Annotated in this window: 22 protein-coding genes and 2 pseudogenes; 16 read left to right on the top strand and 8 right to left on the bottom strand. The window is 71.8% G+C overall.

Translation table 11 applies throughout. The features are described 5' to 3' along the window. Nucleotides 1–148 precede the first annotated feature (148 nt). A complete protein-coding gene (locus AFM16_RS21875; protein ID WP_078634362.1) occupies nucleotides 149–652 on the bottom strand; it encodes a PH domain-containing protein in 504 nt (167 codons plus the stop codon). Nucleotides 653–683: 31 nt separating this feature from the next. Between AFM16_RS21875 and AFM16_RS21880 the strand changes: the two genes are divergently transcribed. After that, nucleotides 684–1,835, top strand: a complete 1,152-nt coding sequence (locus tag AFM16_RS21880; protein ID WP_030796044.1) for an NADH-quinone oxidoreductase subunit D — start codon at nucleotides 684–686, stop codon at nucleotides 1,833–1,835. Nucleotides 1,836–1,890: 55 nt separating this feature from the next. Here AFM16_RS21880 and AFM16_RS21885 read toward each other — a convergent pair whose 3' ends face one another. Beyond that, nucleotides 1,891–2,955, bottom strand: coding sequence for an SAM-dependent methyltransferase (locus AFM16_RS21885; RefSeq protein WP_078634363.1), 1,065 nt, complete (start codon nucleotides 2,953–2,955; stop codon nucleotides 1,891–1,893). Between the two features lie 118 nt (nucleotides 2,956–3,073). Between AFM16_RS21885 and AFM16_RS21890 the strand changes: the two genes are divergently transcribed. After that, complete coding sequence (locus tag AFM16_RS21890) at nucleotides 3,074–4,276, top strand: sensor histidine kinase (protein WP_030796048.1); 1,203 nt, start codon at nucleotides 3,074–3,076, stop codon at nucleotides 4,274–4,276. 92 nt (nucleotides 4,277–4,368) lie between these two features. Continuing rightward, nucleotides 4,369–5,046 carry a response regulator gene (locus AFM16_RS21895; protein ID WP_030796050.1) on the top strand — a complete coding sequence of 226 codons (678 nt, stop codon included), beginning with the start codon at nucleotides 4,369–4,371 and terminating at the stop codon, nucleotides 5,044–5,046. Nucleotides 5,047–5,080: 34 nt separating this feature from the next. On the opposite strand, the gene AFM16_RS21900 is transcribed toward AFM16_RS21895, so the two are convergent. Further along, entirely contained in the window at nucleotides 5,081–6,190 is a 1,110-nt protein-coding gene (locus AFM16_RS21900) for a DUF5937 family protein (RefSeq protein WP_078634364.1), read from the bottom strand. 34 nt (nucleotides 6,191–6,224) lie between these two features. After that, the gene (locus AFM16_RS21905; protein ID WP_078634365.1) at nucleotides 6,225–7,475 is read right to left on the bottom strand and encodes a threonine aldolase family protein; all 1,251 of its coding nucleotides are present in this window, start codon (nucleotides 7,473–7,475) and stop codon (nucleotides 6,225–6,227) included. Between the two features lie 212 nt (nucleotides 7,476–7,687). Between AFM16_RS21905 and AFM16_RS21910 the strand changes: the two genes are divergently transcribed. From AFM16_RS21910 to AFM16_RS21950, 9 genes and pseudogenes are all read left to right on the top strand, one after another. After that, nucleotides 7,688–8,635 (top strand): Rossmann-like and DUF2520 domain-containing protein, encoded by a 948-nt coding sequence (locus AFM16_RS21910; protein WP_078634366.1) that lies wholly within the window; start codon nucleotides 7,688–7,690, stop codon nucleotides 8,633–8,635. Beyond that, nucleotides 8,632–9,633 carry a pantoate--beta-alanine ligase gene (gene panC, locus AFM16_RS21915; RefSeq protein WP_030796058.1) on the top strand — a complete coding sequence of 334 codons (1,002 nt, stop codon included), beginning with the start codon at nucleotides 8,632–8,634 and terminating at the stop codon, nucleotides 9,631–9,633. Before AFM16_RS21910 ends, panC begins: the two co-directional genes overlap by 4 nt. Beyond that, on the top strand, nucleotides 9,630–11,366 hold the full coding sequence (locus tag AFM16_RS21920; protein WP_078634367.1) for an L-aspartate oxidase: 1,737 nt from the start codon (nucleotides 9,630–9,632) through the stop codon (nucleotides 11,364–11,366). The genes panC and AFM16_RS21920 overlap by 4 nt, the downstream gene beginning before the upstream one ends. 5 nt (nucleotides 11,367–11,371) lie before the next feature. Then, nucleotides 11,372–12,358, top strand: a complete 987-nt coding sequence (nadC, locus tag AFM16_RS21925; protein ID WP_078634368.1) for a carboxylating nicotinate-nucleotide diphosphorylase — start codon at nucleotides 11,372–11,374, stop codon at nucleotides 12,356–12,358. 16 nt (nucleotides 12,359–12,374) lie between these two features. After that, a complete protein-coding gene (locus tag AFM16_RS21930; protein ID WP_030796064.1) occupies nucleotides 12,375–13,172 on the top strand; it encodes a type III pantothenate kinase in 798 nt (265 codons plus the stop codon). 170 nt (nucleotides 13,173–13,342) lie between these two features. Further along, nucleotides 13,343–14,050: a hypothetical protein gene (locus AFM16_RS21935; RefSeq protein ID WP_030796066.1), complete on the top strand. Its 708-nt coding sequence runs from the start codon at nucleotides 13,343–13,345 to the stop codon at nucleotides 14,048–14,050. Between the two features lie 96 nt (nucleotides 14,051–14,146). After that, nucleotides 14,147–14,326 (top strand): hypothetical protein, encoded by a 180-nt coding sequence (locus tag AFM16_RS21940; RefSeq protein WP_030796068.1) that lies wholly within the window; start codon nucleotides 14,147–14,149, stop codon nucleotides 14,324–14,326. A 151-nt stretch (nucleotides 14,327–14,477) separates the two neighbouring features. Next, nucleotides 14,478–14,897 (top strand): BlaI/MecI/CopY family transcriptional regulator, encoded by a 420-nt coding sequence (locus tag AFM16_RS21945; RefSeq protein ID WP_078634369.1) that lies wholly within the window; start codon nucleotides 14,478–14,480, stop codon nucleotides 14,895–14,897. A gap of 9 nt (nucleotides 14,898–14,906) precedes the next feature. Further along, nucleotides 14,907–15,371: pseudogene (locus tag AFM16_RS21950) on the top strand (amino-acid N-acetyltransferase); the annotation flags it as partial. Between the two features lie 3 nt (nucleotides 15,372–15,374). Here the strand turns inward: AFM16_RS21950 and AFM16_RS21955 are convergent. Next, a complete protein-coding gene (locus tag AFM16_RS21955) occupies nucleotides 15,375–16,436 on the bottom strand; it encodes an IS630 family transposase (protein ID WP_209313206.1) in 1,062 nt (353 codons plus the stop codon). A gap of 37 nt (nucleotides 16,437–16,473) precedes the next feature. Here AFM16_RS21955 and AFM16_RS40125 point away from each other — a divergent pair. Together AFM16_RS40125 and AFM16_RS21965 are read left to right on the top strand one after the other, a co-directional pair. Beyond that, nucleotides 16,474–16,563: pseudogene (locus AFM16_RS40125) on the top strand (amino-acid N-acetyltransferase); the annotation flags it as partial. A gap of 225 nt (nucleotides 16,564–16,788) precedes the next feature. Beyond that, nucleotides 16,789–17,124 (top strand): histone-like nucleoid-structuring protein Lsr2, encoded by a 336-nt coding sequence (locus tag AFM16_RS21965; protein WP_030796073.1) that lies wholly within the window; start codon nucleotides 16,789–16,791, stop codon nucleotides 17,122–17,124. Here the strand turns inward: AFM16_RS21965 and AFM16_RS21970 are convergent. Further along, a complete protein-coding gene (locus AFM16_RS21970; RefSeq protein WP_051780991.1) occupies nucleotides 17,103–17,804 on the bottom strand; it encodes an SCO3374 family protein in 702 nt (233 codons plus the stop codon). The two genes, AFM16_RS21965 and AFM16_RS21970, sit on opposite strands and share 22 nt — an antisense overlap. Before the next feature lie 430 nt (nucleotides 17,805–18,234). On the opposite strand from AFM16_RS21970, the gene AFM16_RS21980 reads away from it, so the two are divergent. After that, a complete protein-coding gene (locus AFM16_RS21980) occupies nucleotides 18,235–20,760 on the top strand; it encodes an ATP-dependent Clp protease ATP-binding subunit (RefSeq protein ID WP_030796077.1) in 2,526 nt (841 codons plus the stop codon). 122 nt (nucleotides 20,761–20,882) lie between these two features. Here the strand turns inward: AFM16_RS21980 and AFM16_RS21985 are convergent, their stop codons facing one another. Further along, nucleotides 20,883–21,533 carry an HAD family acid phosphatase gene (locus tag AFM16_RS21985; protein WP_078634371.1) on the bottom strand — a complete coding sequence of 217 codons (651 nt, stop codon included), beginning with the start codon at nucleotides 21,531–21,533 and terminating at the stop codon, nucleotides 20,883–20,885. 535 nt (nucleotides 21,534–22,068) lie between these two features. Between AFM16_RS21985 and AFM16_RS21990 the strand changes: the two genes are divergently transcribed. Further along, nucleotides 22,069–22,653: a M23 family metallopeptidase gene (locus AFM16_RS21990; protein WP_078634372.1), complete on the top strand. Its 585-nt coding sequence runs from the start codon at nucleotides 22,069–22,071 to the stop codon at nucleotides 22,651–22,653. A gap of 64 nt (nucleotides 22,654–22,717) precedes the next feature. On the opposite strand, the gene AFM16_RS21995 is transcribed toward AFM16_RS21990, so the two are convergent. Beyond that, a complete protein-coding gene (locus AFM16_RS21995; RefSeq protein ID WP_030796084.1) occupies nucleotides 22,718–23,314 on the bottom strand; it encodes a TetR/AcrR family transcriptional regulator in 597 nt (198 codons plus the stop codon). Nucleotides 23,315–23,382: the final 68 nt, after the last annotated feature.

Here is a 23,382-nt window from a genome sequence, read left to right on the forward strand (position 1 = left end):
CCGCCCTCGGGTGACGAGCCACGCTCGGGTGATGGCCCGGCCTCGGCTGCAGGTCTGCCCTCGGCTGCCGACCCGCCCTCGGGTGACGGCCCACGCGCGGACGACGCACCGCCCTCCGACGGAGGCCCTCCCGCGGCCCCCCGCGTCGTCACAGCCCCGCCGATCGGGCCTCGCCGAGTGCCGTGAGCCGGTCGCGCAGCCGTTCCGCCTCGGCCGGGTCCAGGCCCGGGACGGTCGCGTCGGTGGCGGCGGCCGCCGTGTGGAGCTGCACGCTGGCCAGCCCGAAGTGCCGTTCCACGGGCCCGGAGGTCACCTCCACGAGCTGCATCCGCCCGTACGGCACCACGGTCTCCTCCCGCCACAGCACACCCCGGCTGATCAGCAGGTCGTCGGCGCGCTCGGCGTAGCGCCAGGACCGCCAGTTGCGGCCGAGCAGCACCCAGCCCCAGCCGATCCCGGCCAGCGGCAGCAGCGCGAACGCCGCCCACCCGGGCCCCGCGAACAGACCGAGCGGCACCCCGACGGCGACGGCCGCGAGCCCCAGCCACACCACCAGCAGCAGCCGCCGCATCCGCAGCAGCCCGGGCGGCAGTCCGGTCCACACCGGCCCGTCCGCCGCCGTCTCCTCGCCCACCGCGCTCCCCGTCTCCATACGGCCAGCGTACGTAGGGGAGACTGGGCTCATGACTCCTACGACGGAGACCACGGTCGGGATCGGCGGGGCCGCGGAGAGCACCGACATGGTGCTGAACATCGGCCCCCAGCACCCCTCCACGCACGGCGTGCTGCGGCTGCGGCTGGTGCTGGACGGCGAACGCATCCAGCACGCGGAACCGGTGATCGGCTATATGCACCGGGGCGCGGAGAAGCTGTTCGAGGCGCGCGACTACCGGCAGATCGTCATGCTGGCCAACCGCCACGACTGGCTGTCCGCCTTCTCGAACGAACTGGGCGTGGTCCTCGCCGTCGAGCGGATGCTCGGCATGGAGGTCCCCCCGCGCGCGGTGTGGACCCGCACGCTCCTCGCGGAGCTGAACCGGGTCCTCAACCACCTGATGTTCCTCGGCTCCTATCCGCTGGAACTCGGCGGCATCACCCCGGTCTTCTACGCGTTCCGCGAGCGCGAGGTGCTCCAGAACGTCATGGAGGAGGTCTCCGGCGGGCGCATGCACTACATGTTCAACCGCGTCGGCGGCCTCAAGGAGGACCTCCCGGCCGGCTGGACGGCACGCGCGCGTGCGGCCGTCTCCGCGGTGCGCTCGCGCATGGACGTCTACGACGACCTCGTCCTCGGCAACGAGATCTTCCGGGGCCGCACGCGCGGGGTGGGCACGCTCACGCCCCGCGCCGTCCACGCGTACGGCGTGAGCGGGCCGATCGCGCGCGCCGCGGGCGTCGACTTCGACCTGCGCCGCGACGAGCCCTACCTGGCCTACGGGGAGCTGGCGGACACCCTGAAGGTGGTCACCCGGAGCGAGGGGGACTGTCTCGCCCGGTTCGAGTGCCTGCTGGGTCAGACCCACAACGCGCTCGACCTCGCGGACGCCTGTCTGGACCGGATCGCCGAGCTGCCGCCCGGCCCGATCAACCAGCGGCTGCCGAAGGTCCTCAAGGCGCCCGAGGGGCACACGTACGCGTGGACCGAGAACCCGCTCGGCATCAACGGCTACTACCTCGTCAGCAAGGGCGAGAAGACGCCGTACCGGCTGAAGCTGCGGTCGGCCTCCTACAACAACATCCAGGTGCTGACCGAGCTGCTGCCGGGCACGCTCGTCGCGGACATGGTGGCGATCCTGGGGTCGATGTTCTTCGTGGTCGGGGACATCGACAAGTAGCCCGCGCGGCGGCAAGCAGCCCGCGCGGCGGGACGAGCGGCCGCCGGGCGGACGGTCAGGCGGGCTCCCGCGGCAGCGGGTTCGCGATGCCGACCGGCTGGAGGAGCCACGCGAAGTCGCCCAGGCCGCCCGGCGCGGTGAGTTCGGCGGCCTCCCCGGCACCCGCGAGGGCGCGGACGTAGGCCGCGGGGTCCGTGCCGGCGAGCGCGAGCGGGGGGCGCGCGCCGGTGATGCCGAGGGCGCGCAGGGCGGCGTGTTGGGTGAGCAGCGGCGCGGGACCGGGAGCGTCCGCCCCCGCCGTCGCGCACGCGTCCAGTGCCACATGGGCCGTGATGTCGCACGAGCCGTCGGGTACGGGTGCCGTCTCGCGTCCCTCGCGGAAGCCGGTGAGCGTGCCGAAGGGCGGCCGGGCGTCGGCGGTGTGGCCGTAGTCCACCGCCACCGCGAGCCCGCGCGCGACACAGGAGACGGCGGCCGCCCACGCGAGGTCCCGGGGCAGGCCGATCTCCGCGCGCAGGCCCTCCTCGGCCGGCAGCGGCCACCAGCGCGCGAGCCACTCGGCCTCCGCCCCGGAGAGGGGGTCCCCGAGCCGTTCGGTGCCGTCGTCCCGTACGAGCACCAGGCGCGGGACGCCCGCCGGGTCGACCTCGGCGACCTCCACGGGCACGTTGTCGAGCCACTCGTTGGCGAAGAGCAGCCCGGTGACCTGCGGCGGGGGCGCGCTCAGCCAGGTGATCCGGGGAGCGAGGCCCTCGGGGCGGCCGGCGATCTCGACGGCGTACGCGCGTGTGCGGGCCGCCACGTCGGCGGGCAGCGCGGCGAGCACCCCGGTGACCAGTTCGCCCCGCCCCGCGGCCATGTCCACGAAGTCCAGCGTCCCCGGCCGGCCCAGCGCTTCGTCGACCCGGCACAGCAGGCGGGCCACGGCCGTGGCGAACAGGGGCGACGCGTGGACGGACGTACGGAAGTGCCCGGCGGGGCCCTCCGGCCGCCGGTAGAAGCCACGGGCGTCGCTGTCACCCGTACCGCTGCCGCCCTCGCCGTCCGTCCCGTACAGGGCGGACCGTGTCGCCGCACGCCATCCGCGCCATCCGCCGGAACCGGTCCCGTCTCGCACCACCCGGACAGACTAGGCGTACAGGTGATCACGGCCTCCACCTTGCGGAGTACACGCGTCGGGGACGGATCGGCCCTCCGGTTGACCCCCGCACACATCCCGCTTCCCTACGCTGGGTCACGTGCAGCGCCTCTATGACTTCCTCCGCAGACACCCGACCGGGGTCGACGGCTTCTGGGCCCTCGTCCTCTTCGGGATCACCGCGGCCGCCGGAACCGCCGGTCAGGATCGGGGCGGCACCGACTCCACGGCGCTGCTGGTGCCGGTCGTGTTCCTGCTGTGCCTGGTCATCGCGTTGCGGCGGCGGATGCCTGAGGCGATGCTCGTGCTCGCCGCCGCGCTCGGGCTGGCCCAGCTCGTGCTGAACGTGGGGGTCACGGCGGCCGACTTCGCGCTGCTGGTGATCGTCTACACGGTCGCGGCGAACGGCGCCCGCTGGGCGTCCCGGCTCGCGCTGGTGATGGCCCTGTGCGCGGCCACCCTGGCGCAGTTGCGCTGGCCGCACGAGAACGCGAGCGTGCCGGGTCAGGTCGCGGTCATCGTCTTCCAGACGGTGCCGTTCGCCCTCGCCTGGGTGCTGGGCGACTCGATGCGCACCCGGCGCGCGTACTTCGCCCAGTTGGAGGAGCGCGCGGCGCGCCTGGAGAAGGAGCGGGAGGCGCAGGCGAAGGTCGCGGTGGCCGCCGAGCGCGCCCGGATCGCGCGCGAGCTGCACGACGTCGTCGCGCACAACGTGTCGGTGATGGTGGTGCAGGCCGACGGCGCCGCGTACGTCCTGGACGCCGCCCCCGACCAGGCGAAGAAGGCGCTGGAGACGATCTCCTCGACCGGCCGCCAGGCCCTCGCCGAGATGCGCCGCCTGCTGGGCGTGCTGCGCACCGGCGAGCACCAGGAGGGCGGCGAGTACGTGCCGCAGCCGGACGTCGAGCAGATAGAGGACCTCGTCCAGCAGTGCCGGGGCTCGGGGCTGCCCGTGGACTTCAAGATCGAGGGCACCCCGCGCCCGCTGCCCAGCGGCGTCGAGCTGACCGCGTACCGCATCGTCCAGGAGGCCCTGACGAACACGCGCAAGCACGGCGGGCCGAACGCGGGTGCGAGTGTGCGTCTGGTCTACTTCGACGACGGCCTCGGCCTGCTCGTCGAGGACGACGGCAAGGGCGCCCCGCACGAGCTGTACGAGGAGGGCGGCGTCGACGGCCAGGGCCACGGCCTGATCGGTATGCGCGAACGCGTCGGCATGGTCGGCGGCACCCTGGACGCGGGACCGCGGCCGGGCGGAGGATTCCGCATCAGCGTCCTGCTCCCGCTCAAACCGGCGCATTGACGCGAACGCACGCCCCTCACTGACACCTGTCACGCCCCCTGGCTCTGCCCCACGCCCCCCGCACAGAGAACCGACCCACGGAAGAGGACCCGATGACGATCCGCGTGATGCTCGTCGACGACCAGGTGCTGCTGCGCACCGGGTTCCGGATGGTGCTCGCCGCCCAGCCGGACATGGAGGTCGTGGCCGAGGCGGGCGACGGCGTCGAGGCCCTCCAGGTGGTGCGCTCCACGGCGGTCGACGTCGTCCTGATGGACGTCCGCATGCCCAAGCTGGACGGCGTGGAGGCGACCCGGCGGATCTGCGCGGAGCCCGAGCCACCGAAGGTGCTGATCCTGACCACCTTCGACCTCGACGAGTACGCGTTCTCCGGGCTGAAGGCGGGCGCCTCCGGCTTCATGCTCAAGGACGTGCCGCCCGGGGAGCTGCTCGCCGCGATCCGCTCGGTGCACAGCGGGGACGCCGTCGTCGCCCCCTCCACCACGCGGCGTCTCCTCGACCGGTTCGCGCCGATGCTGCCGTCCACCGGCCAGGAACCCCGGCACAAGGAGCTGGAGCGGCTCACCGAGCGCGAGCGCGAGGTCATGATCCTGGTCGCCCAGGGGCTGTCCAACGGGGAGATCGCGGCCCGGCTCGTGCTGTCCGAGGCGACCGTCAAGACGCACGTGGGCCGCATCCTGACCAAGCTGGGGCTGCGCGACCGCGTGCAGGTGGTCGTCCTCGCCTATGAGACGGGGCTGGTCCGCGCGGGCGGCGGGGGCCACGGCTGACCCGCACGCCAGGGGCCCGCCCGACCCGCGCGCGCTATCTGAGGACGCCTTCCAGGAAGTCGCTGCCCAGGCGGGCCACCACCGCCACGTCGAGCTGATGCAGCACGTACCGCCCGCGTCTGCGGGTGGTGACCAGACCGGCCTTCTTCAGCACCGCGAGGTGCCGGGATATCTCGGGGGCCGTCATGCCCTGCGCCTGGGCCAGCTCGCTCGTCGTGTAGGTGCTGCGCGCCAGGAAGCGGCAGATCCGCATGCGCACGGGGTGGGACAGGGCCGTCAGCCGCAGGGTGAGCTGCTCGACCGACGGCGGCACGGCGGGGTCGGGGGAGCCCACCGGGTAGTGCAGCACGGGCTGCCAGCCGGGCCGGTGCAGCACGCTGAGGTGCGGCCAGCCGAAGCTGGTCGGCACGAGCAGCAGCCCGCCGTCCCGCAGCGAGGTGCGGCCCTCCAGCAGCTTGTCCACGACGATCCGCCCGGCGGGTTCGTCCAGCGTGACCACCGGGGACACCGCGGCCAGCGCCTCGGCCAGCCCCTTGTGCCGCAGCAGCTCGGTCTTGTGCCGGGCGTCCGCCGCGAGCTGGTGGGTGAGCCGGGCCCACGCCTCCCCGAAGAACGCCTCGTCGCAGTCCTCCAGGAAGCGCCGCACCCACGCGCGGACGCCGGGCGGGTCGTCGAACAGCCGCTGGGTGAAGCGCACCTGCTGCGGGCCGCGGTAGGCGGCCGCCTCCAGGGCGCGCGGCCGCAGCGAGCTGTCGGCGAGGAGGTCGGGCGTGCGGGTGTCGTAGTCGAGCGAGCAGGTGATGAACTCCAGGGCCGCGTCCACGAACTGCTCGTCCGTCAGCTTGTCCAGGAGGTCGAGGTCCTCCGCGAGCGTGGCCCCGGGGAGCACGGCACTGCCCGGCAGGCCCGCGTACGGCAGGAAGATGTCCGAGAAGGTCGTGCGCCACAGGAAGTCCGCCTCGCACATCCGGTCGGCGAGGTGCGGGTCGAGGCGGGCGGTCACGCCCGTCGCCCAGCCCTGGAGGCGCGGGTGGTGGCCGGGCTCGGACAGGGCGTGCAGCGCCATCCCCAGCTCGGCCAGCGGAGAGGGCACGACGGCCACCCTCTCCGGCCGCAGCCCCGCGATGTCGATGCTGACGCTCATGTCCTCATGGTGCACCCACCCACTGACAACGCCGCTACCGGCGGTCCGCCACCGCTTCCGCGCGTACGACGAAGCCGGCGACGGCCGCCCGTACGTCGTCCGCCGTCCACTCCAGGCCGTCGGAGCGGACCGTGACCTCGGTGAACGACAGACCGGGCCCGCCGGCCTGCCAGGAGCCGGTGAACAGCATCACCCCGGTCTCCTCGGCCTGGAGCACCGCCGCCTCGGCCGCCACGTCGGCCTCGTACGGCAGCCAGACCTGGAACTCGTGGGTGTGCGGCACCTCGGGGTGCACGCGCGCCCACGCCACGCCCGACGCGGCCAGCCCCTCGCGCAGCGCGGCGGCCACCAGGCGCGCGTGCCGCACGTAGGAGGGCAGCCGGGGCAGCGCACGCTCCAGGCCGATCAGCGCCGACAGGGCGGTGGGGAACTGCTGGAAGACCGCGCCGCCGTACCGGTGCCGCCAGGTCTTCGCCTCCTCGACCAGGCCGCTCGGCCCGGCGAGCGCGGCACCGCCGAAGCCGTCGAGGGACTTGTAGAACGACACGTAGACGCTGTCCGCGAGGGCGGCGATCTCGTCCAGCGGACGGCCGAGGTGGACCGTGGACTCCCACAGGCGCGCGCCGTCGAAGTGCACCACCGCGTCACGCTCGCGTGCCGCCGCGACCAGCTCGGTCAGCTCCTCCCAGGTGGGCAGCACGAAACCCGCGTCCCTGAGCGGCAGCTCCAGCATGAGCGTGCCGAACGGCTCCTCGAAGGAGCGCACCTCGTCGGCCGTCGGCTGCCGGGGCTCGCCGGTCAGCCGCACCGTGCGCAGACCGCTGACCACGGAGAGGGCGTTGCGCTCGTGCACCTCGGGGTGGGCGAGCGCGTGCAGCGCCACCGTCGGGTTGCCGGTACGGCCCGCCCAGCAGCGCAGGGCGACCTGCTGGGCCATCGTGCCCGTCGGGAAGAACGCGGCGGCCTCCGTCCCCAGCAGCGCGGCGACCCGCTCCTCCAGGGCCGTCACGATCCCGTCGCCGTAGAGGTCCGTGGGCTCGTCCAGGTCGTGGACCTCGGGAGCGGCCTCTTGGAGCAGGGCGAGGCGTTCCGCCAGGGTGCCCAGGGCGGCGCCGCGCGACAGGACGCGTCCGGCCGCCCGCAGGGCCGCCCTGCGCCGGGCCCGCAGCCGCTGCTGCGGCGACTCCTCCCGGCCCTGGCCGCTGTCCTGCCCGCCGTCCCCGCCGCTGTCCCGGTCGCCGTCCTGGCGGCCGTCCCGGTCGCCCTGGTTCGCCGTATGCGTCATGCGCGGATCATGCCGTGCGCCGGTGCGGGCGTGCACACGGCTTTCCCCCCGCCCCCGCCTGCCCTGCCCCGCCCGTCCCGCCCGGTGGTGGCGCTGCGTTGCGAGATTACGCACAGCCTGTGGACAGCCGGGTCCCCGTGGAACCGATCGCGTTAACATGACGAGAAATCGTCCGGTACCCGGAGCGGACTGGAACGGAAGGCCGCCGTCGCGTGAGTACAGTCCAACAGCCAGACCCCAGGGACCGCCCCGCGCGGCTCACCGTCGGTGTCGTCGGCGCCGGCCGCGTGGGTCCCGCGCTGGCCGCCTCCCTCCAGCTTGCCGGGCACCGCCCGGTGGCCGTCTCCGGCGTCTCCGACGCCTCCCGGCGGCGGGCCGCGCTGCTGCTGCCCGACGTGCCGCTCGTCCGGCCCGCCGAGGTTCTCGAGCGGTCCGACCTGGTGCTGCTGACCGTCCCCGACGACGTCCTGCCCGGCCTCGTCGAGGGCCTCGCCGAGACCGGTGCCGTCCGCCCCGGCCAGCTCCTCGTGCACACCTCCGGGCGCTACGGCACGCGCGTCCTGGACCCGGCCCTGCGCGCGGGCGCGCTGCCGCTGGCCCTGCACCCGGCGATGACGTTCACCGGCACGCCCGTGGACGTGCAGCGGCTCGCCGGATGCTCCTTCGGCGTCACCGCGCCCGAGGAACTGCGGCTGGCCGCCGAGGCGCTCGTCATCGAGATGGGCGGCGAGCCGGAGTGGATCGCCGAGGAGAGCCGCCCGCTCTACCACGCTGCCCTCGCCCTGGGCGCGAACCACCTGGTCACCCTGGTCGCCCAGTCCATGGAGCTGCTCAGGGCGGCCGGCGTGGAGGCCCCCGACCGGATGCTGGGCCCGCTGCTCGGCGCCGCCCTGGACAACGCGCTGCGCTCCGGCGACGCCGCGCTCACCGGCCCCGTCGCGCGCGGCGACGCGGGCACGGTCGCCGCGCACGTCTCCGAGCTGCGCCGGCACGCCCCGCAGGCCGTCGACGGCTATCTCGCGATGGCCCGCGCCACCGCCGACCGCGCGCTCGCCCACGGACTGCTCAAGCCCGAACTCGCCGAGGACCTCCTCGGCGTGCTCTCCGGCGAGACGCCCGGTACACCCGGCACGCACGGCACCGAAGGAGATGCCGGATGACCACCACCCTGCTGCGCACCGCCGCGGAGCTGCACGCACGCACGCGTGCGGGCCGCCGGGCCGTCGTGATGACGATGGGCGCCCTGCACGAGGGCCACGCCACGCTCGTGCGCACCGCCCGCGAGATCGCCGGCCCGGACGGGGAGGTCGTCGTCACGGTCTTCGTGAACCCCCTCCAGTTCGGCGCCGGCGAGGACCTCGACCGCTACCCGCGCACCCTGGACGCCGACCTCAAGATCGCCGAGGAGGCGGGCGCGGACGCTGTGTTCGCCCCGTCCGTCGACGAGGTCTACCCGGGCGGCGAGCCCCAGGTGCGGATCAGCGCCGGCCCGATGGGGGAGCGGCTGGAGGGCGCCACGCGCCCCGGGCACTTCGACGGCATGCTCACCGTCGTCGCCAAACTGCTCCACCTCACCCGGCCCGACGTGGCGTTCTTCGGGCAGAAGGACGCCCAGCAGCTCGCCCTGATCCGCCGGATGGTCCGCGATCTGAACTTCGGCGTCGAGATCGTCGCCGTCCCCACCGTGCGCGAGGCCGACGGCCTGGCCCTGTCCAGCCGTAACCGCTACCTCTCCGCGCGGGAGCGGCGCACCGCGCTCGCGCTGTCGGCCGCCCTGTTCGCGGGCCGTGACCGGCACGCCGCGCAGGAGGCGCTGCGCGCCCGCGCGCGGGAGGTGCCCGCCACCCAGGCGCGCGCCGAGGCGCTCAGCGCCATAGGCGAGTCGCGCGCGGCCGCCGACGCGCACGCCGTCGCCAAGGCCGCCCCCGGCAACCCGGCGGCCGTCCGCGCCGCCGCCCGCCAGGTCCTCGACGAGGCCGTCCGGCTGGACCCGCCGCTGGTGCTGGACTACCTCGCGCTCGTCGACCCGGCCGACTTCACCGAGATCGCGGACGACTTCACCGGCGAGGCGGTCCTCGCCGTCGCCGCGCGGGTCGGGACGACCCGGCTGATCGACAACCTCCCGCTCACCTTCGGAACCCTCGGAGCCGCCTCGTGACCAGCACAGGCATACGACTGCACGCGCCCGCGCCCGGGTGGAGCATCGCCGCGGACGTCGTGGTCGTCGGCTCCGGCGTCGCCGGTCTCACCGCGGCCCTGCGCTGCGAGGCCGCCGGGCTGCGCACGGTCGTGGTCACCAAGGCCCGCCTCGACGACGGCTCCACCCGCTGGGCGCAGGGCGGCATCGCCGCGGCCCTGGGCGAGGGCGACACCCCCGAACAGCACCTCGACGACACCCTGGTCGCGGGCGCCGGCCTGTGCGACGAGGAGGCGGTCCGGATCCTCGTCACCGAGGGCCCCGACGCCGTACGGCGGCTCATCGAGACCGGCGCCCACTTCGACGAGTCCGAGGAAGGCGGCCTGGAACTCACCCGGGAGGGCGGCCACCACCGGCGCCGTATCGCGCACGCGGGCGGTGACGCGACCGGTGCGGAGATCTCCCGCGCGCTGGTCGAGGCCGTACGCGCGCGGGGCGTGCGCACCGTCGAGAACGCGCTCGTCCTGGACCTGCTGACCGACGCGTCCGGCCGTACCGCGGGCGTCACCCTGCACGTCATGGGCGAGGGCCAGCACGACGGCGTGGGCGCCGTGCACGCCCCCGCGGTGATCCTCGCGACCGGCGGCATGGGCCAGGTGTTCTCCGCGACCACCAACCCCTCCGTGTCCACCGGCGACGGCGTGGCGCTCGCGCTGCGGGCCGGCGCCGAGGTCTCCGACCTGGAGTTCGTGCAGTTCCACCCGACCGTGCTGTTCCTGGGCGCGGACGCCGAGGGCCAGCAGCCGCTGGTCTCCGAGGCGGTGCGCGGCGAGGGCGCCCACCTGGTCGACGCCGACGGCGTGCGCTTCATGGTCGGCCAGCACGAACTGGCCGAGCTGGCGCCCCGGGACATCGTCGCCAAGGGCATCATGCGCCGGATGCAGGAGCAGGGCGCCGAGCACATGTACCTCGACGCCCGGCACTTCGGCGCGGCCATGTGGGAGCACCGCTTCCCGACGATCCTCGCCGCCTGCCGCGCCCACGGCATCGACCCCGTGCACGAGCCCATCCCGATCGCCCCGGCCGCCCACTACGCGTCCGGCGGCGTCCGCACCGACTCCCGGGGCCGTACGACCGTGCCCGGCCTGTACGCGTGCGGCGAGGTGGCCTGCACCGGGGTGCACGGCGCGAACCGGCTGGCGTCGAACTCGCTCCTGGAGGGCCTGGTCTACGCCGAGCGGATCGTCGCCGACATCGCCGCGGAATTCGCCCCCGGCGCCGCCGACCGCTCCGGCGACGGCCCGCACGCGCGCGTGCCCGCGCCGGTCGAGCACCCCGAGCGGCCCGCGCACCCGCTGCTCGCCCCCGAGGCCCGGTTCGCGATCCAGCGGACCATGACCGACGGCGCGGGCGTGCTGCGCTCCGCCGCGTCCCTGGAGCGGGCCGCCGCCCAGCTCCAGCGGCTGCACTCCGAGGCCCGCGACGCCCTCGACGAGAACGGCAAGACGGCCGAGCCCGGCGTCGACACCTGGGAGGCCACCAACCTCCTGTGCGTGGCCCGTGTCCTGGTCGCCGCCGCCGCGCTGCGCGAGGAGACCCGCGGCTGCCACTGGCGCGAGGACCACGCCGACCGCGACGACGCCGACTGGCGCCGCCACATCGTCGTACGGCTGAATCCGGACCGCACACTCGCCGTACGCACCACCGATACCGCAGACTTCCCCCCGACCCGGCAGCACCAGCAGGAGCAGTGACAGACGTGAGCACCCCCGACCTTCCCCTCGCCCCGAACGGCGGCTGCGGCGACGGCTGTGCCTGTGGCGCCGACGGCGACCCCGGCGGCGAGGAGTACCTGGAGTGCGGGCTCGACCCCGCGCTCGCCCAGCTCCTGGCCGACGCCGGACTCGACCCCGTCGAGGTCGAGGACATCGCCAACGTCGCGATCCAGGAGGACCTGGACCACGGCGTGGACGTGACCACCGTCGCGACCATCCCCGAGGAGGCGGTGGCCACCGCCGACTTCACCGCGCGCGAGGCCGGCGTCGTCGCGGGCCTGCGGATCGCCGAGGCGGTCCTCTCGGTCGTCTGCACGGACGAGTTCGAGGTCGAACGGCACGTCGAGGACGGCGACCGCGTCGAGGCCGGGCAGAAGCTGCTGTCGGTCACCTCGCGCACGCGTGACCTGCTCACCGCCGAGCGCAGCGCGCTCAACCTGATGTGCCGCCTCTCCGGCATCGCGACCGCCACCCGCGCGTGGGCGGACGTCCTGGAGGGCACCACGGCACGCGTGCGTGACACCCGCAAGACCACGCCGGGCCTGCGCTCCCTGGAGAAGTTCGCGGTCCGCTGCGGCGGCGGCGTCAACCACCGCATGTCGCTCTCCGACGCGGCGCTCGTCAAGGACAACCACGTGGTCGCCGCCGGCGGAGTCGCCCAGGCGTTCAAGGCCGTCCGGGGGACCTTCCCCGACGTGCCGATCGAGGTCGAGGTCGACACCCTGCACCAGCTCCGCGAGGTCGTGGACGCGGGCGCCGACCTGATCCTGCTGGACAACTTCACGCCCGCGGAGTGCGCCGAGGCCGTCGGCATCGTCGGCGGGCGCGCCCTGCTGGAGGCGTCCGGCCGGCTCACGCTGGACACCGCGCGCGCGTACGCCGACACGGGCGTCGACTTCCTGGCCGTCGGGGCCCTCACCCACTCCTCGCCGATCCTGGACATCGGCCTGGATCTGCGCGCGGCCGAGTAGAGAGCGGGAACCGGCCATGCTGCTGACGATCGACGTGGGCAACACGCACACCGTGCTGGGACTGTTCGACGGCGAGGAGATCGTCGAGCACTGGCGGATCTCGACCGACTCCCGCCGTACGGCCGACGAACTGGCGGTCCTCCTCCAGGGCCTGATGGGCATGCACCCGCTCCTCGGGGTCGAACTGGGCGACGGCATCGACGGCATCGCGATCTGCGCCACGGTCCCCTCCGTGCTGCACGAACTGCGCGAGGTGACCCGCCGCTACTACGGCGACGTACCGGCCGTCCTCGTCGAACCCGGCGTGAAGACGGGCGTGCCGATCCTCTTCGACAACCCCAAGGAGGTCGGCGCCGACCGCATCATCAACGCGGTCGCGGCGAACGAGCTGTACGGCGGTCCGGCGGTCGTCGTCGACTTCGGCACGGCCACCACGTTCGACGCGATCAGCGCGCGCGGGGAGTACGTCGGCGGGGTCATCGCCCCCGGCATCGAGATCTCCGTCGAGGCGCTCGGCGTCAAGGCGGCCCAGCTCCGCAAGATCGAGGTGGCCCGGCCCCGCAGCGTGATCGGCAAGAACACGGTCGAGGCCATGCAGTCCGGCATCGTCTACGGCTTCGCCGGCCAGGTCGACGGTGTCGTCAGCCGGATGGCACGCGAGCTGGCCACCGACCCGGACGACGTCACGGTCATCGCCACCGGCGGCCTCGCCCCCATGGTGCTCGGCGAGTCCTCGGTGATCGACGAGCACGAGCCCTGGCTGACCCTGATCGGCCTGCGGCTGGTGTACGAGCGGAACGTCTCGCGGATGTGACCCGCGCGCGAAGGGGTCCCCGAGCCAACACGGTCCGGGGACCCCTTTCGCGTGCGTGCACGCGTCCACCAGGGCGGATTCGGGCGCGTCGCTTCCAGCCTTTATGTCAAATTTGTCTGATTAGCGCGTATCGTCGCGGCATGCCCACGCCCTACGGATCCCGCGGCGGCATGGCGTTCGGGACGGAGGAGCTGCGAGTGCTCCGCCGCGCCCTCGCCCTCGCCCTCCACCCCGGCCCCGTCTCCGCCGAGGACGTCCAGGACTGTCATCGCCTCGCCGAGTCCCTCGACGAGGCGATGCGCGAGGCCGCCCGGCTGCGGGCCTTCCTGGTGGCCGACCTCGCCCGGTACCGCGCCGCCCTCCCCGGCACCGCCGCCGGCTACCTCACGCTCCTGGAGGAGGTCCTGGCCACGGGCCAGCGGCCGGGACCTGACGACCTGGCCGCCCTGCGCGCCCTGCGCGGCAACCCGACGGCCGCCGCCCTCCTGGACCGCTGCCAGGCCCTCGCCGAACACGACGTACGGGCCCGTCTCGCCCGCCGTACGCCCCGCACGGCCACTTCCACCGTCCCGCTGGTCCCCGCGTCCCGTACGCGCCTCCTGGCGCTCCCGGGGGGCCGCTCCGGCGACCACGACGACCGTGCCTTCGAGCCGGTGGGAGCACAGGGCGAGCAGGACGAACCCGGCGAGCGGGGCGGGCAGCCGCGCGCCAAGCCTGGCGAGCGGCCGGCCGCGCCCGCCCCGGGCCCCGCCCCCGCCAAGCCCGACCCCTCCCAGCCGGCGCGCCGACCCGTCCCCACCCCGGGCGAGGTCTTCCCGCGCCGCAAGCCCGCCCCGCCGCCCGCGGACCCGGAGCAGCGGCGGCTGGTGGCCGGCTGAGGCCGAGGCCGGTACCGGCCGAGATCGTCATCGGTGGCGGGGCCGACACCCCGACCCCGCCCCGATGTCCCCTTCGTCCCTGGCTACCCTGGGTCCATGGACTACGTCTCCGCGCTGCTGCCCCCGGCCGTCATGGCCGTGTTCTTCATCGGACTGATCCGGGTGATCGTGAAGACCCAGGGCGGTGCCAACAAGTCCAAGGAGGACGCCGCCGTCGACGCGGCCCTCGCGCGCGCGGAGAGCGCCCGCCAGGCGTCCGCCGCCCCCGACGCCTGACCCGGCGCGCACGCCGCGTCCCCACGACACGAGGGCGCACGACTCCTTCCCGGAGCCGTGCGCCCTTTTTGTTCGTGTTTGCCGATGAAAGTGCACGTCCGGCACGCGATTGGCGAGATCTCCCATTATTGTTCTGAGGGTGCCTCGCCCATTGGGAGAACTCGAAGACGCGGTCATGACGCGGGTGTGGAAGTGGAACCGCCCGGTGACCGTTCGGGAAGTCCTGGAAGACCTTCAGCAGGAACGCTCCATCGCCTACACCACGGTGATGACCGTTCTGGACAATCTCCATCAGAAGGGCTGGGTACGCCGTGAGTCGGAAGGCCGGGCCTATCGATATGAGGCGGTCTCGACCCGTCCCGCCTACGCCGCCGCCCTCATGAACGACGCCTGGGCGCAGAGCGACAACCCCGCCGCCGCACTCGTCGCCTTCTTCGGGATGATGAGCGACGAACAGCGACAGGCGCTGAGCGACGCCGTACGCATCGTCCAAGGTCCGGAAACATCCGAACCCGCAACGGCGAGTCCGCGGGAGAACCCCGGCTCGGCAACGGAGGACGACGGGCGATAGCGTCCGGACATGTCCGCAGAGAGCCCCTCCGCCGAGAACGCCGAAGTCACCGGTAAAGCCATCACCGTCCGCCGGGCCCGGACCAGCGATGTCCCTGCCGTACGCCGACTCCTTGACGCGTACGTCCGCGGCCGCATCCTGCTCGACAAAGCGACCGTCACGCTTTACGAGGACATCCAGGAGTTCTGGGTCGCCGAACGGGACGACAACGCCGAGGTGGTCGGCTGCGGAGCCCTGCACGTGATGTGGGAAGACCTCGCTGAAGTGCGCACTCTCGCGGTGAAGCCCGGCCTGAAGGGCGCGGGCGTCGGCCATCAGTTGTTGGAGAAGTTGCTGCACACCGCCCGCTGGCTCGGCGTTCGCCGGGTTTTCTGCCTCACCTTCGAAGTGGACTTCTTCGGCAAGCACGGCTTCGTGGAGATCGGTGAGACACCCGTCGACACAGACGTCTACGCGGAGCTGCTGCGTTCCTATTGATCAGAAACTCATGGGGTTCTCGTCCAGGACGTAGCGGACGTGTGGGCCGCCGAAGTAGCCGCGGACGATGTGCGGCTGGCGCTGGCGTCTGCGGAAGAAGCGGCGGGTCTCGGCGGCGAGTTCGGCCTGGTTCCGGGCTCGGTGCTGCTTGGGCAGGCTGTGCTTGAGGTCGGCGTTGACGAGTTCGTCGGGGTTGAGCTCGGGCGAGTACGGGGGCAGGAAGTGCAGCTCGACGTCGTCGGGGTGGGCTGCGAGCCAGTCGCGGACCTTCTTCGAGCGGTGGGCGGAGTGCCCGTCGACCACGAGATGGACCTTGTGGTCGAAGTGGCCGGCGAGCCGGTCCAGGAAGCGGCACATCACCTCGGCGGTGAAACTCTCGGTGAAGACCATGAAGTGCATCCGGCCCTTGGTGCTGATCGCCGACATCGCGTTCACCGAGAACCGGTTCCCGGCCCGTCGCACGACGGGGGTCTTGCCCTTCTCTCCCCAGGTGCGGCCTGTGACCTGGTCGGAGCGGATGCCGACCTGGTCGGCGAAGAGAATCTCCCCACCGTCCTCCTTCGCCCTCGCCCGGATCTTGGGCCAGGTCTCGGCGTGCCAGCGCCGGACGGCCTCGGGGTCCTGCTCGACGGCCCTCTTGTCCGGGCGCTGGAAGGAAAGACCCCACCGCTTCAGGTACTTGCCCACCCCCGGTTCGGTCAGCCGTACCCGGTACAGCTTCGCGATCAGGTCACCGATCAGCCGCCGCGTCCACAACTGCCCACTCAGCCCCACGTCACAGGGCCGGTGATCGAGGACCGCCTGCCGCACAGCGGCCTGCTCGGCCTCCCCGAGCACCTGGTGCACCCCGACCGGCTTACCACGCGGCCGCATCACCAGAGCCTCCCGACCGCCGGCCAGCCACTTCGCCCACCAGATGTCGACGGCCTTCAGCGACACCCCGAACACCGCCGCCACGTCCTCACGGTCCCGCCCCGCCACCAACGCGGCCACCGCCCGCAGCCGCAGGGCCTCCTGCGCCGACGGCGACAGATGCCGCGCGTCCCCCACCAGATCGCTCACACCCCTCCAACGACCCAGAACCCAAACCGTTTCGGATCAATATGACGAGGGCGTAGCGGAGTTCCTCGGACTCGAACGAGTGAAACCGAACACCTTGGGCAACAGCCGGATGCTTCTGCATCTGTGATCGTCGGGCCCATTCCGGCCGACCCCCCTTGCCCGGGTTCCCTATGTCCGAAACGCGCACGTTTCCGGGCGGAGGGCGGGCTGCCGGGCTCCGCCAGGGGTTTGTGTTTTCTCAGCAAAAGCGGTTTGCTTTCCGACGTAACGCAGTACTGCATATAACAGGGTGCGGCTAAACGGCGGAAGCCGAGGACCCCCGGCCCTCACGTTATCGATGAAAGGAAATCCGGTGGCACAGAAGGTTCAGGTCCTTCTTGTCGACGACCTCGACGGCGGCGAGGCGGACGAGACCGTGACGTTCGCGCTGGACGGCAAGACGTACGAGATCGATCTCACCACTGCCAATGCCGACAAGCTGCGTGGTCTTCTCGAGCCCTACGTGAAGGGTGGCCGGCGTACCGGGGGCCGCGCTTCGGGTGGGCGTGGAAAGGCGCGTGCCGCTGCCGGTGGCAGCCAGGACACCGCTCAGATCCGCGCGTGGGCGAAGGAGAACGGTTTCGAGGTCAATGACCGTGGCCGTGTTCCCGCGACCATTCGCGAGGCTTACGAGAAGGCCAACGGCTGAGCGCTCGCGCGCCGCAGTCGGACACGGTGGCACTCCGTCGCCAGCGTGTTCACCAGTCGTACGAGATCGGGGGCGCCCCCTGGGGCCCCCAGGGCCGACATCGTCGGCAGCGAGGACTCGACCTCGCACCCCGCGACGGGGGGCCGCACCCACACAGCGGCCCCCTGCAATGGCCCGGCCCGTGGCGGCCGGCGGACGGCCGGAGGCGGCGGGGCCTCCATGACCCCGCCCGCGCCGATCGCCGTGAGGTCCAGCGGCAGCGCGCCCCACTCCAGCCACTGAAGGATCCCCGGCAGCTCCTCCGCCGCGCCCGCGGCCACCAGGAGCCGCATGCGGATGCCGTTCGCCGTGTGCCCGTGCGGTGATGCCGAGTTCCCGTGCAGTGATACCGGGAAGCCCGCCGATACCGGGAAGCCCGCCGGCGTGGTCGTGGCCGCCGTCAGACGCCGTAGGGCCGCGTGGCCCGCCGTCGCCGGTACGTCCAGGACGTCGAAGCGTTCGCCGGTCAAAAGTCGTACCGGGTGCCCGGGCACCGTCGGCCACCCCAGTTCGTTCTCGTACCAGCCGCGGACGTCGTCTCCGCCACCCCTGCCCTCCCGGCCCTCCCGGCTCTCCCGGGCGAGCGGCCGTCGGGGGAGGGGCAGCAGGGGGTGCGTCGGAGGTGGGACCGGGCCAGCCATGCCAAGTGCAACGGACCGAAAGTCCCGAGAGTTACGCTGGGTGTCGTGTCTGCTGCGCAGGGTGCCGGAAAAGGGGGCGGGTGGCGGTGCCGGGAGGCGCAAGGTTGTTCGCCCGTAGCGGAGGGAACCGGGGCGCAGGGCATGGAGTGTCAGTCCCAGCGGGTAAGACATGCCTAGTGGGAGGGGGCGACACGCAGAACAGGACGTCTCACGTTCGCCATCGGCGTACTGATGGTGTGGGTAACTGCCTGGCCTGCGGGAACATCGTCTCGCACCATCGGGTTGGAGCAGATGTCGGCGTTCGGGGTCAGGAGGCCATCGACGGTGTCGGCAGTTGGAATGAGCGGTCCCCGCTTGCGGGACTAAGCTGCGGAAGGACAGGGAGGGGAAGTTCCCCCCACTGCCTGACCGCTCTGAGGAGCGATTAACGATGTTCGAGAGGTTCACCGACCGCGCGCGGCGGGTTGTCGTCCTGGCTCAGGAAGAAGCCCGGATGCTCAACCACAACTACATCGGCACCGAGCACATCCTCCTGGGCCTGATCCATGAGGGTGAGGGTGTCGCCGCCAAGGCCCTTGAGAGCCTCGGGATTTCGCTCGAGGCGGTCCGCCAGCAGGTGGAGGAGATCATCGGCCAGGGCCAGCAGGCCCCGTCCGGGCACATCCCCTTCACCCCCCGTGCCAAGAAGGTGCTGGAGCTGTCGCTCCGCGAGGCCCTTCAGCTGGGCCACAACTACATCGGCACGGAGCACATCCTGCTCGGCCTGATCCGTGAGGGCGAGGGCGTCGCCGCCCAGGTCCTGGTCAAGCTGGGCGCAGATCTGAACCGGGTGCGGCAGCAGGTCATCCAGCTGCTCTCCGGCTACCAGGGCAAGGAGACCGCCACCGCCGGCGGCCCTGCCGAGGGCACCCCCTCGACGTCCCTGGTCCTCGACCAGTTCGGCCGGAACCTCACCCAGGCCGCTCGTGAGTCCAAGCTCGACCCGGTCATCGGGCGCGAGAAGGAGATCGAGCGGGTCATGCAGGTGCTGTCCCGCCGTACCAAGAACAACCCGGTGCTGATCGGTGAGCCCGGCGTCGGCAAGACCGCCGTCGTCGAGGGCCTCGCGCAGGCCATCGTCAAGGGCGAGGTGCCCGAGACCCTCAAGGACAAGCACCTCTACACCCTGGACCTCGGCGCGCTGGTCGCCGGCTCCCGCTACCGCGGTGACTTCGAGGAGCGCCTGAAGAAGGTCCTCAAGGAGATCCGCACCCGCGGCGACATCATCCTGTTCATCGACGAGCTGCACACGCTGGTCGGTGCGGGTGCCGCCGAGGGCGCCATCGACGCCGCGTCGATCCTCAAGCCGATGCTGGCCCGCGGTGAGCTCCAGACCATCGGCGCCACCACGCTGGACGAGTACCGCAAGCACCTGGAGAAGGACGCCGCCCTCGAGCGCCGCTTCCAGCCCATCCAGGTCGCCGAACCGTCCCTGCCGCACACCATCGAGATCCTCAAGGGTCTGCGCGACCGGTACGAGGCGCACCACCGCGTCTCCATCACCGACGAGGCGCTGGTCCAGGCCGCCACCCTGGCCGACCGGTACATCTCGGACCGCTTCCTGCCGGACAAGGCGATCGACCTGATCGACGAGGCCGGTTCCCGGATGCGCATCCGCCGGATGACCGCTCCGCCGGACCTCCGCGAGTTCGACGAGAAGATCGCCGGCGTCCGCCGCGACAAGGAGTCCGCGATCGACTCGCAGGACTTCGAGAAGGCCGCCTCTCTCCGCGACAAGGAGAAGCAGCTCCTGGCCGCCAAGGCCAAGCGGGAGAAGGAGTGGAAGGCCGGCGACATGGACGTCGTCGCCGAGGTCGACGGCGAGCTGATCGCCGAGGTCCTCGCCACGGCCACCGGCATCCCGGTCTTCAAGCTGACCGAGGAGGAGTCCAGCCGCCTGCTCCGCATGGAGGAGGAACTGCACAAGCGGGTCATCGGCCAGGTCGACGCCGTCAAGGCGCTGTCCAAGGCGATCCGCCGTACGCGCGCCGGTCTGAAGGACCCGAAGCGTCCCGGTGGCTCGTTCATCTTCGCCGGCCCGTCCGGTGTCGGTAAGACCGAGCTGTCCAAGGCGCTCGCCGAGTTCCTCTTCGGCGACGAGGACGCGCTGATCTCCCTCGACATGTCGGAGTTCAGCGAGAAGCACACGGTCTCGCGTCTCTTCGGTTCCCCGCCCGGATACGTGGGCTACGAGGAGGGCGGCCAGCTCACCGAGAAGGTGCGCCGCAAGCCGTTCTCCGTCGTCCTCTTCGACGAGGTCGAGAAGGCCCACCCGGACATCTTCAACAGCCTTCTGCAGATCCTGGAGGACGGTCGTCTGACCGACTCCCAGGGCCGGGTCGTGGACTTCAAGAACACGGTCATCATCATGACGACCAACCTCGGCACCCGGGACATCTCCAAGGGCTTCAACCTGGGCTTCGCGGCCTCGGGCGACTCGAAGACCAACTACGAGCGCATGAAGAACAAGGTGTCGGACGAGCTGAAGCAGCACTTCCGCCCCGAGTTCCTCAACCGCGTCGACGACGTGGTCGTCTTCCCGCAGCTCACCCAGGCCGACATCCTGCGGATCGTCGACCTGATGATCGGCAAGGTCGACGAGCGCCTCAAGGACCGGGACATGGGCATCGAGCTGTCCCAGTCCGCCAAGGAGCTGCTGTCCAAGAAGGGCTACGACCCGGTGCTGGGCGCGCGTCCGCTGCGTCGCACGATCCAGCGCGAGATCGAGGACACGCTCTCGGAGAAGATCCTCTTCGGCGAGCTGCGCCCCGGTCACATCGTGGTCGTGGACACCGAGGGCGAGGGCGAGACCCAGACCTTCACCTTCCGCGGTGAGGAGAAGTCGGCGCTGCCCGACGTCCCGCCGATCGAGCAGGCGGCCGGCGGTGCCGGGCCGAACCTGAGCAAGGAGGCGTAAGCCTCACGGCGACGCCACCGCGCGTCGCCACGGAAAGGGGCCGGTGCTTTCGAGCACCGGCCCCTTTCGCATGCCCTGACGGCCCTCGGGGCGCCGTGCCGGGCCTTGTCGGGCCTTGTCGGCTACGAGAGCTGACCGTCGTAGTCCGGCAGCTTGTACGTCTTCTCGGCGTGGCCGCCCGAGAGGTCGGTGGCGCTGTTGCCGATGTTCGCGATGATCGTGTAGCCCTTCTTCTCGATGTCGACGCGCTGGGCGGTCTTGTAGGCGGCGACGTCCTTGAAGAGGTCCAGGAAGCCCCGGACGTAGAGCCCGTTGACCTTGTAGCCGACGACCTTGAGGTTGTAGTCGGTCACCCCGGAGAGGATGCCCGGGCGGGCGGTGACGAAGAACAGCGCGACGCCGCGGTCCTGGGCGTACTTGGCGATGTCGAGCACCGGCTTGTTGGCGGGCTGCGGGTAGCTGAAGCCGAAGTCGGTCTCCAGGGTCGTGTTGTCGATGTCGAACACGATCGCCTTCTTCTCGCCCGGCGTGGTCGTGGCGATGCGCTGTTCGAGGTACGGCCGCGCCTGGTCCATCACGGCCCGCACGTCGGCCTGCCAGGTGGCGTAGTCGACGTCCTCGGCGGCCGCGGCGGCGGTCACGGAGGCGGTGGCGACGGTGGGGATGCCGGTGGCCGGAGCGGCCTGAGCGCCGGCCGGGACGGCCATCGCGGTGACGGCGGCGGTGGCCGCCGCGGTCAGGGCGATACGGCGAGTCCAGGTGCCTCTGGTCATGGGTGGGGGTCCTCTCGCGTCCTTGCATGCCGGGTGTCGTGAGCATGCTGATCGGTGGGGGTGGCCTGAGGGGAACCAACGGGTTACTGGCGGGAACCGATGGGTTACTGGACGGTAGAGGGTCTGAGAGGCCCATCACAGACCCGTGCACGCGAGGTGACCGGGGTCACAAGTCCCCCAAGGGGTAGGGGAGTAGCCCCGGTCACATCCTGAAGTCCCTTACGGGCGGGGGCCGGTGACAAGCGGCACAGGCCGCCCGAGGGGTACTAGGGCGCATAGTGGATCAGGCCATTTGGGCAAAAAGGACATACACCCCAGGGGTGTGAAGTGCCCCTATGTCTGCGGCGTGCCGAGTGTCCAAATTGCGGCCTTGAGGGCCTCTGTCAAGGACTGGGCAGTTTTGATCTGAAGTACTAGCTTCCGTCGTAGATCACACGTTTGGGGGTGCGGCGGAGCGCGGGTTACCAAGGGATGGCCATCCGGCGGACGTCCGTGTGCCGGGTGGTTTCTCAGTCCCCGAACCCATGAGGTCTTCATGTTCAAGCGCGTCACGTTCCGTTCTTCCCGTACGTCCCTGCTTCGCGCTCGCGTGGCCGTCGGCGCCGCCGCTGTCGGTGCCTCGGTCGTGCTGGGAGCCGGAGTGGCGTCCGCCGCCGCGCCCGCCGCGGCGCCCGTCGCAGCCAAGAAGGCCGTCGCGGCCAAGGGCTGGGTCAAGCCGGTCGCCAAGTACGCCAAGTCCGCGAGCTTCCACCAGGCCGGTGCCATGTGGCAGTCCACCCACAGCGGCCAGGACTTCGCCGTGCCGACCGGCACCAAGGTCGTCGCCGCGCACGGCGGCACGGTCGTCAAGGCCGGCGGCAACGGCGCCGGTGACGGCCCGGCCTACGGCAACGCCATCGTCATCAAGCACGGCAACGGCACGTACTCCCAGTACGCCCACCTGTCGCGCATCGACGTGAAGATCGGTCAGGTCGTCAAGACCGGCCAGCGCATAGCCCTGTCGGGCAACACGGGCAACTCCAGCGGCCCGCACCTGCACTTCGAGATCCGTACGTCCGCGAACTACGGCACCGCGATCGACCCGGCCGCCTTCCTGCGCGCCAAGGGTCTGTCCATTTGACCCACTCCGTGACCACGGCAGGATCCACGGAGGCATCCCCTGGGGTGGACACGGCGGTGTCGCTCTAGGACGGGAGGGTGCCCTCGTGGGCCTGGGTCACGAGATCGACGGCGACTTCGAGGACGGCTGCACGCTTCTCCTCGGGGTCGCCTTCGAGGTCCTGGAGCAGGAACATCCCGGCGTGCAGCGTGAAGATGGCGCTCACGCAGCGGACCTGGTCGGTGAGCCGGGCGTCGGGGTCGATGAAGATGTCCCGCAGGCCGCGCATCCGGTCCTTGAAGGACTCGCCGATCCGGAGTTCACGGACGGTGGCCTGGTTCTCCTGCATGAAGCGGAAGAGCGGGGACGCGTCGGCGAGGATCTGGCTGTAGCGCCGTACGATCTCGTGCTTGGTCTCCAGGGTGTGCGGCTGCTGTTCGCCCCACTCGATCAGTTCCTCGATCGGCTTCGTCAGATCCTGGAAGATGCTGACGATGATCTCTTCCTTCGTCTTGAAGTGGTAGTACAGGGCGGCCTTCGTCACCTCCAGACGCTCCGCGATCTCGCGCAGTGAGGTCTTCTCGTAGCCCTGCTCGGCGAAGAGTTCGAGTGCGACGTCCTGGATGCGCTGGCGGGTGTTCCCGCGGCGCTGCTGCTTCGTGCCGTCCATGGTGACGTCCATCCTCGTACTCCTCGGGCTCCCACGGAAACTTACTTGACGACCGGCTAGTGACGGGTCTACCTTCCCCA

Origin of the sequence: Streptomyces antibioticus, assembly GCF_002019855.1 — a bacterium.
GTDB classification, from domain to species: Bacteria; Actinomycetota; Actinomycetes; order Streptomycetales; family Streptomycetaceae; genus Streptomyces; species Streptomyces antibioticus_B.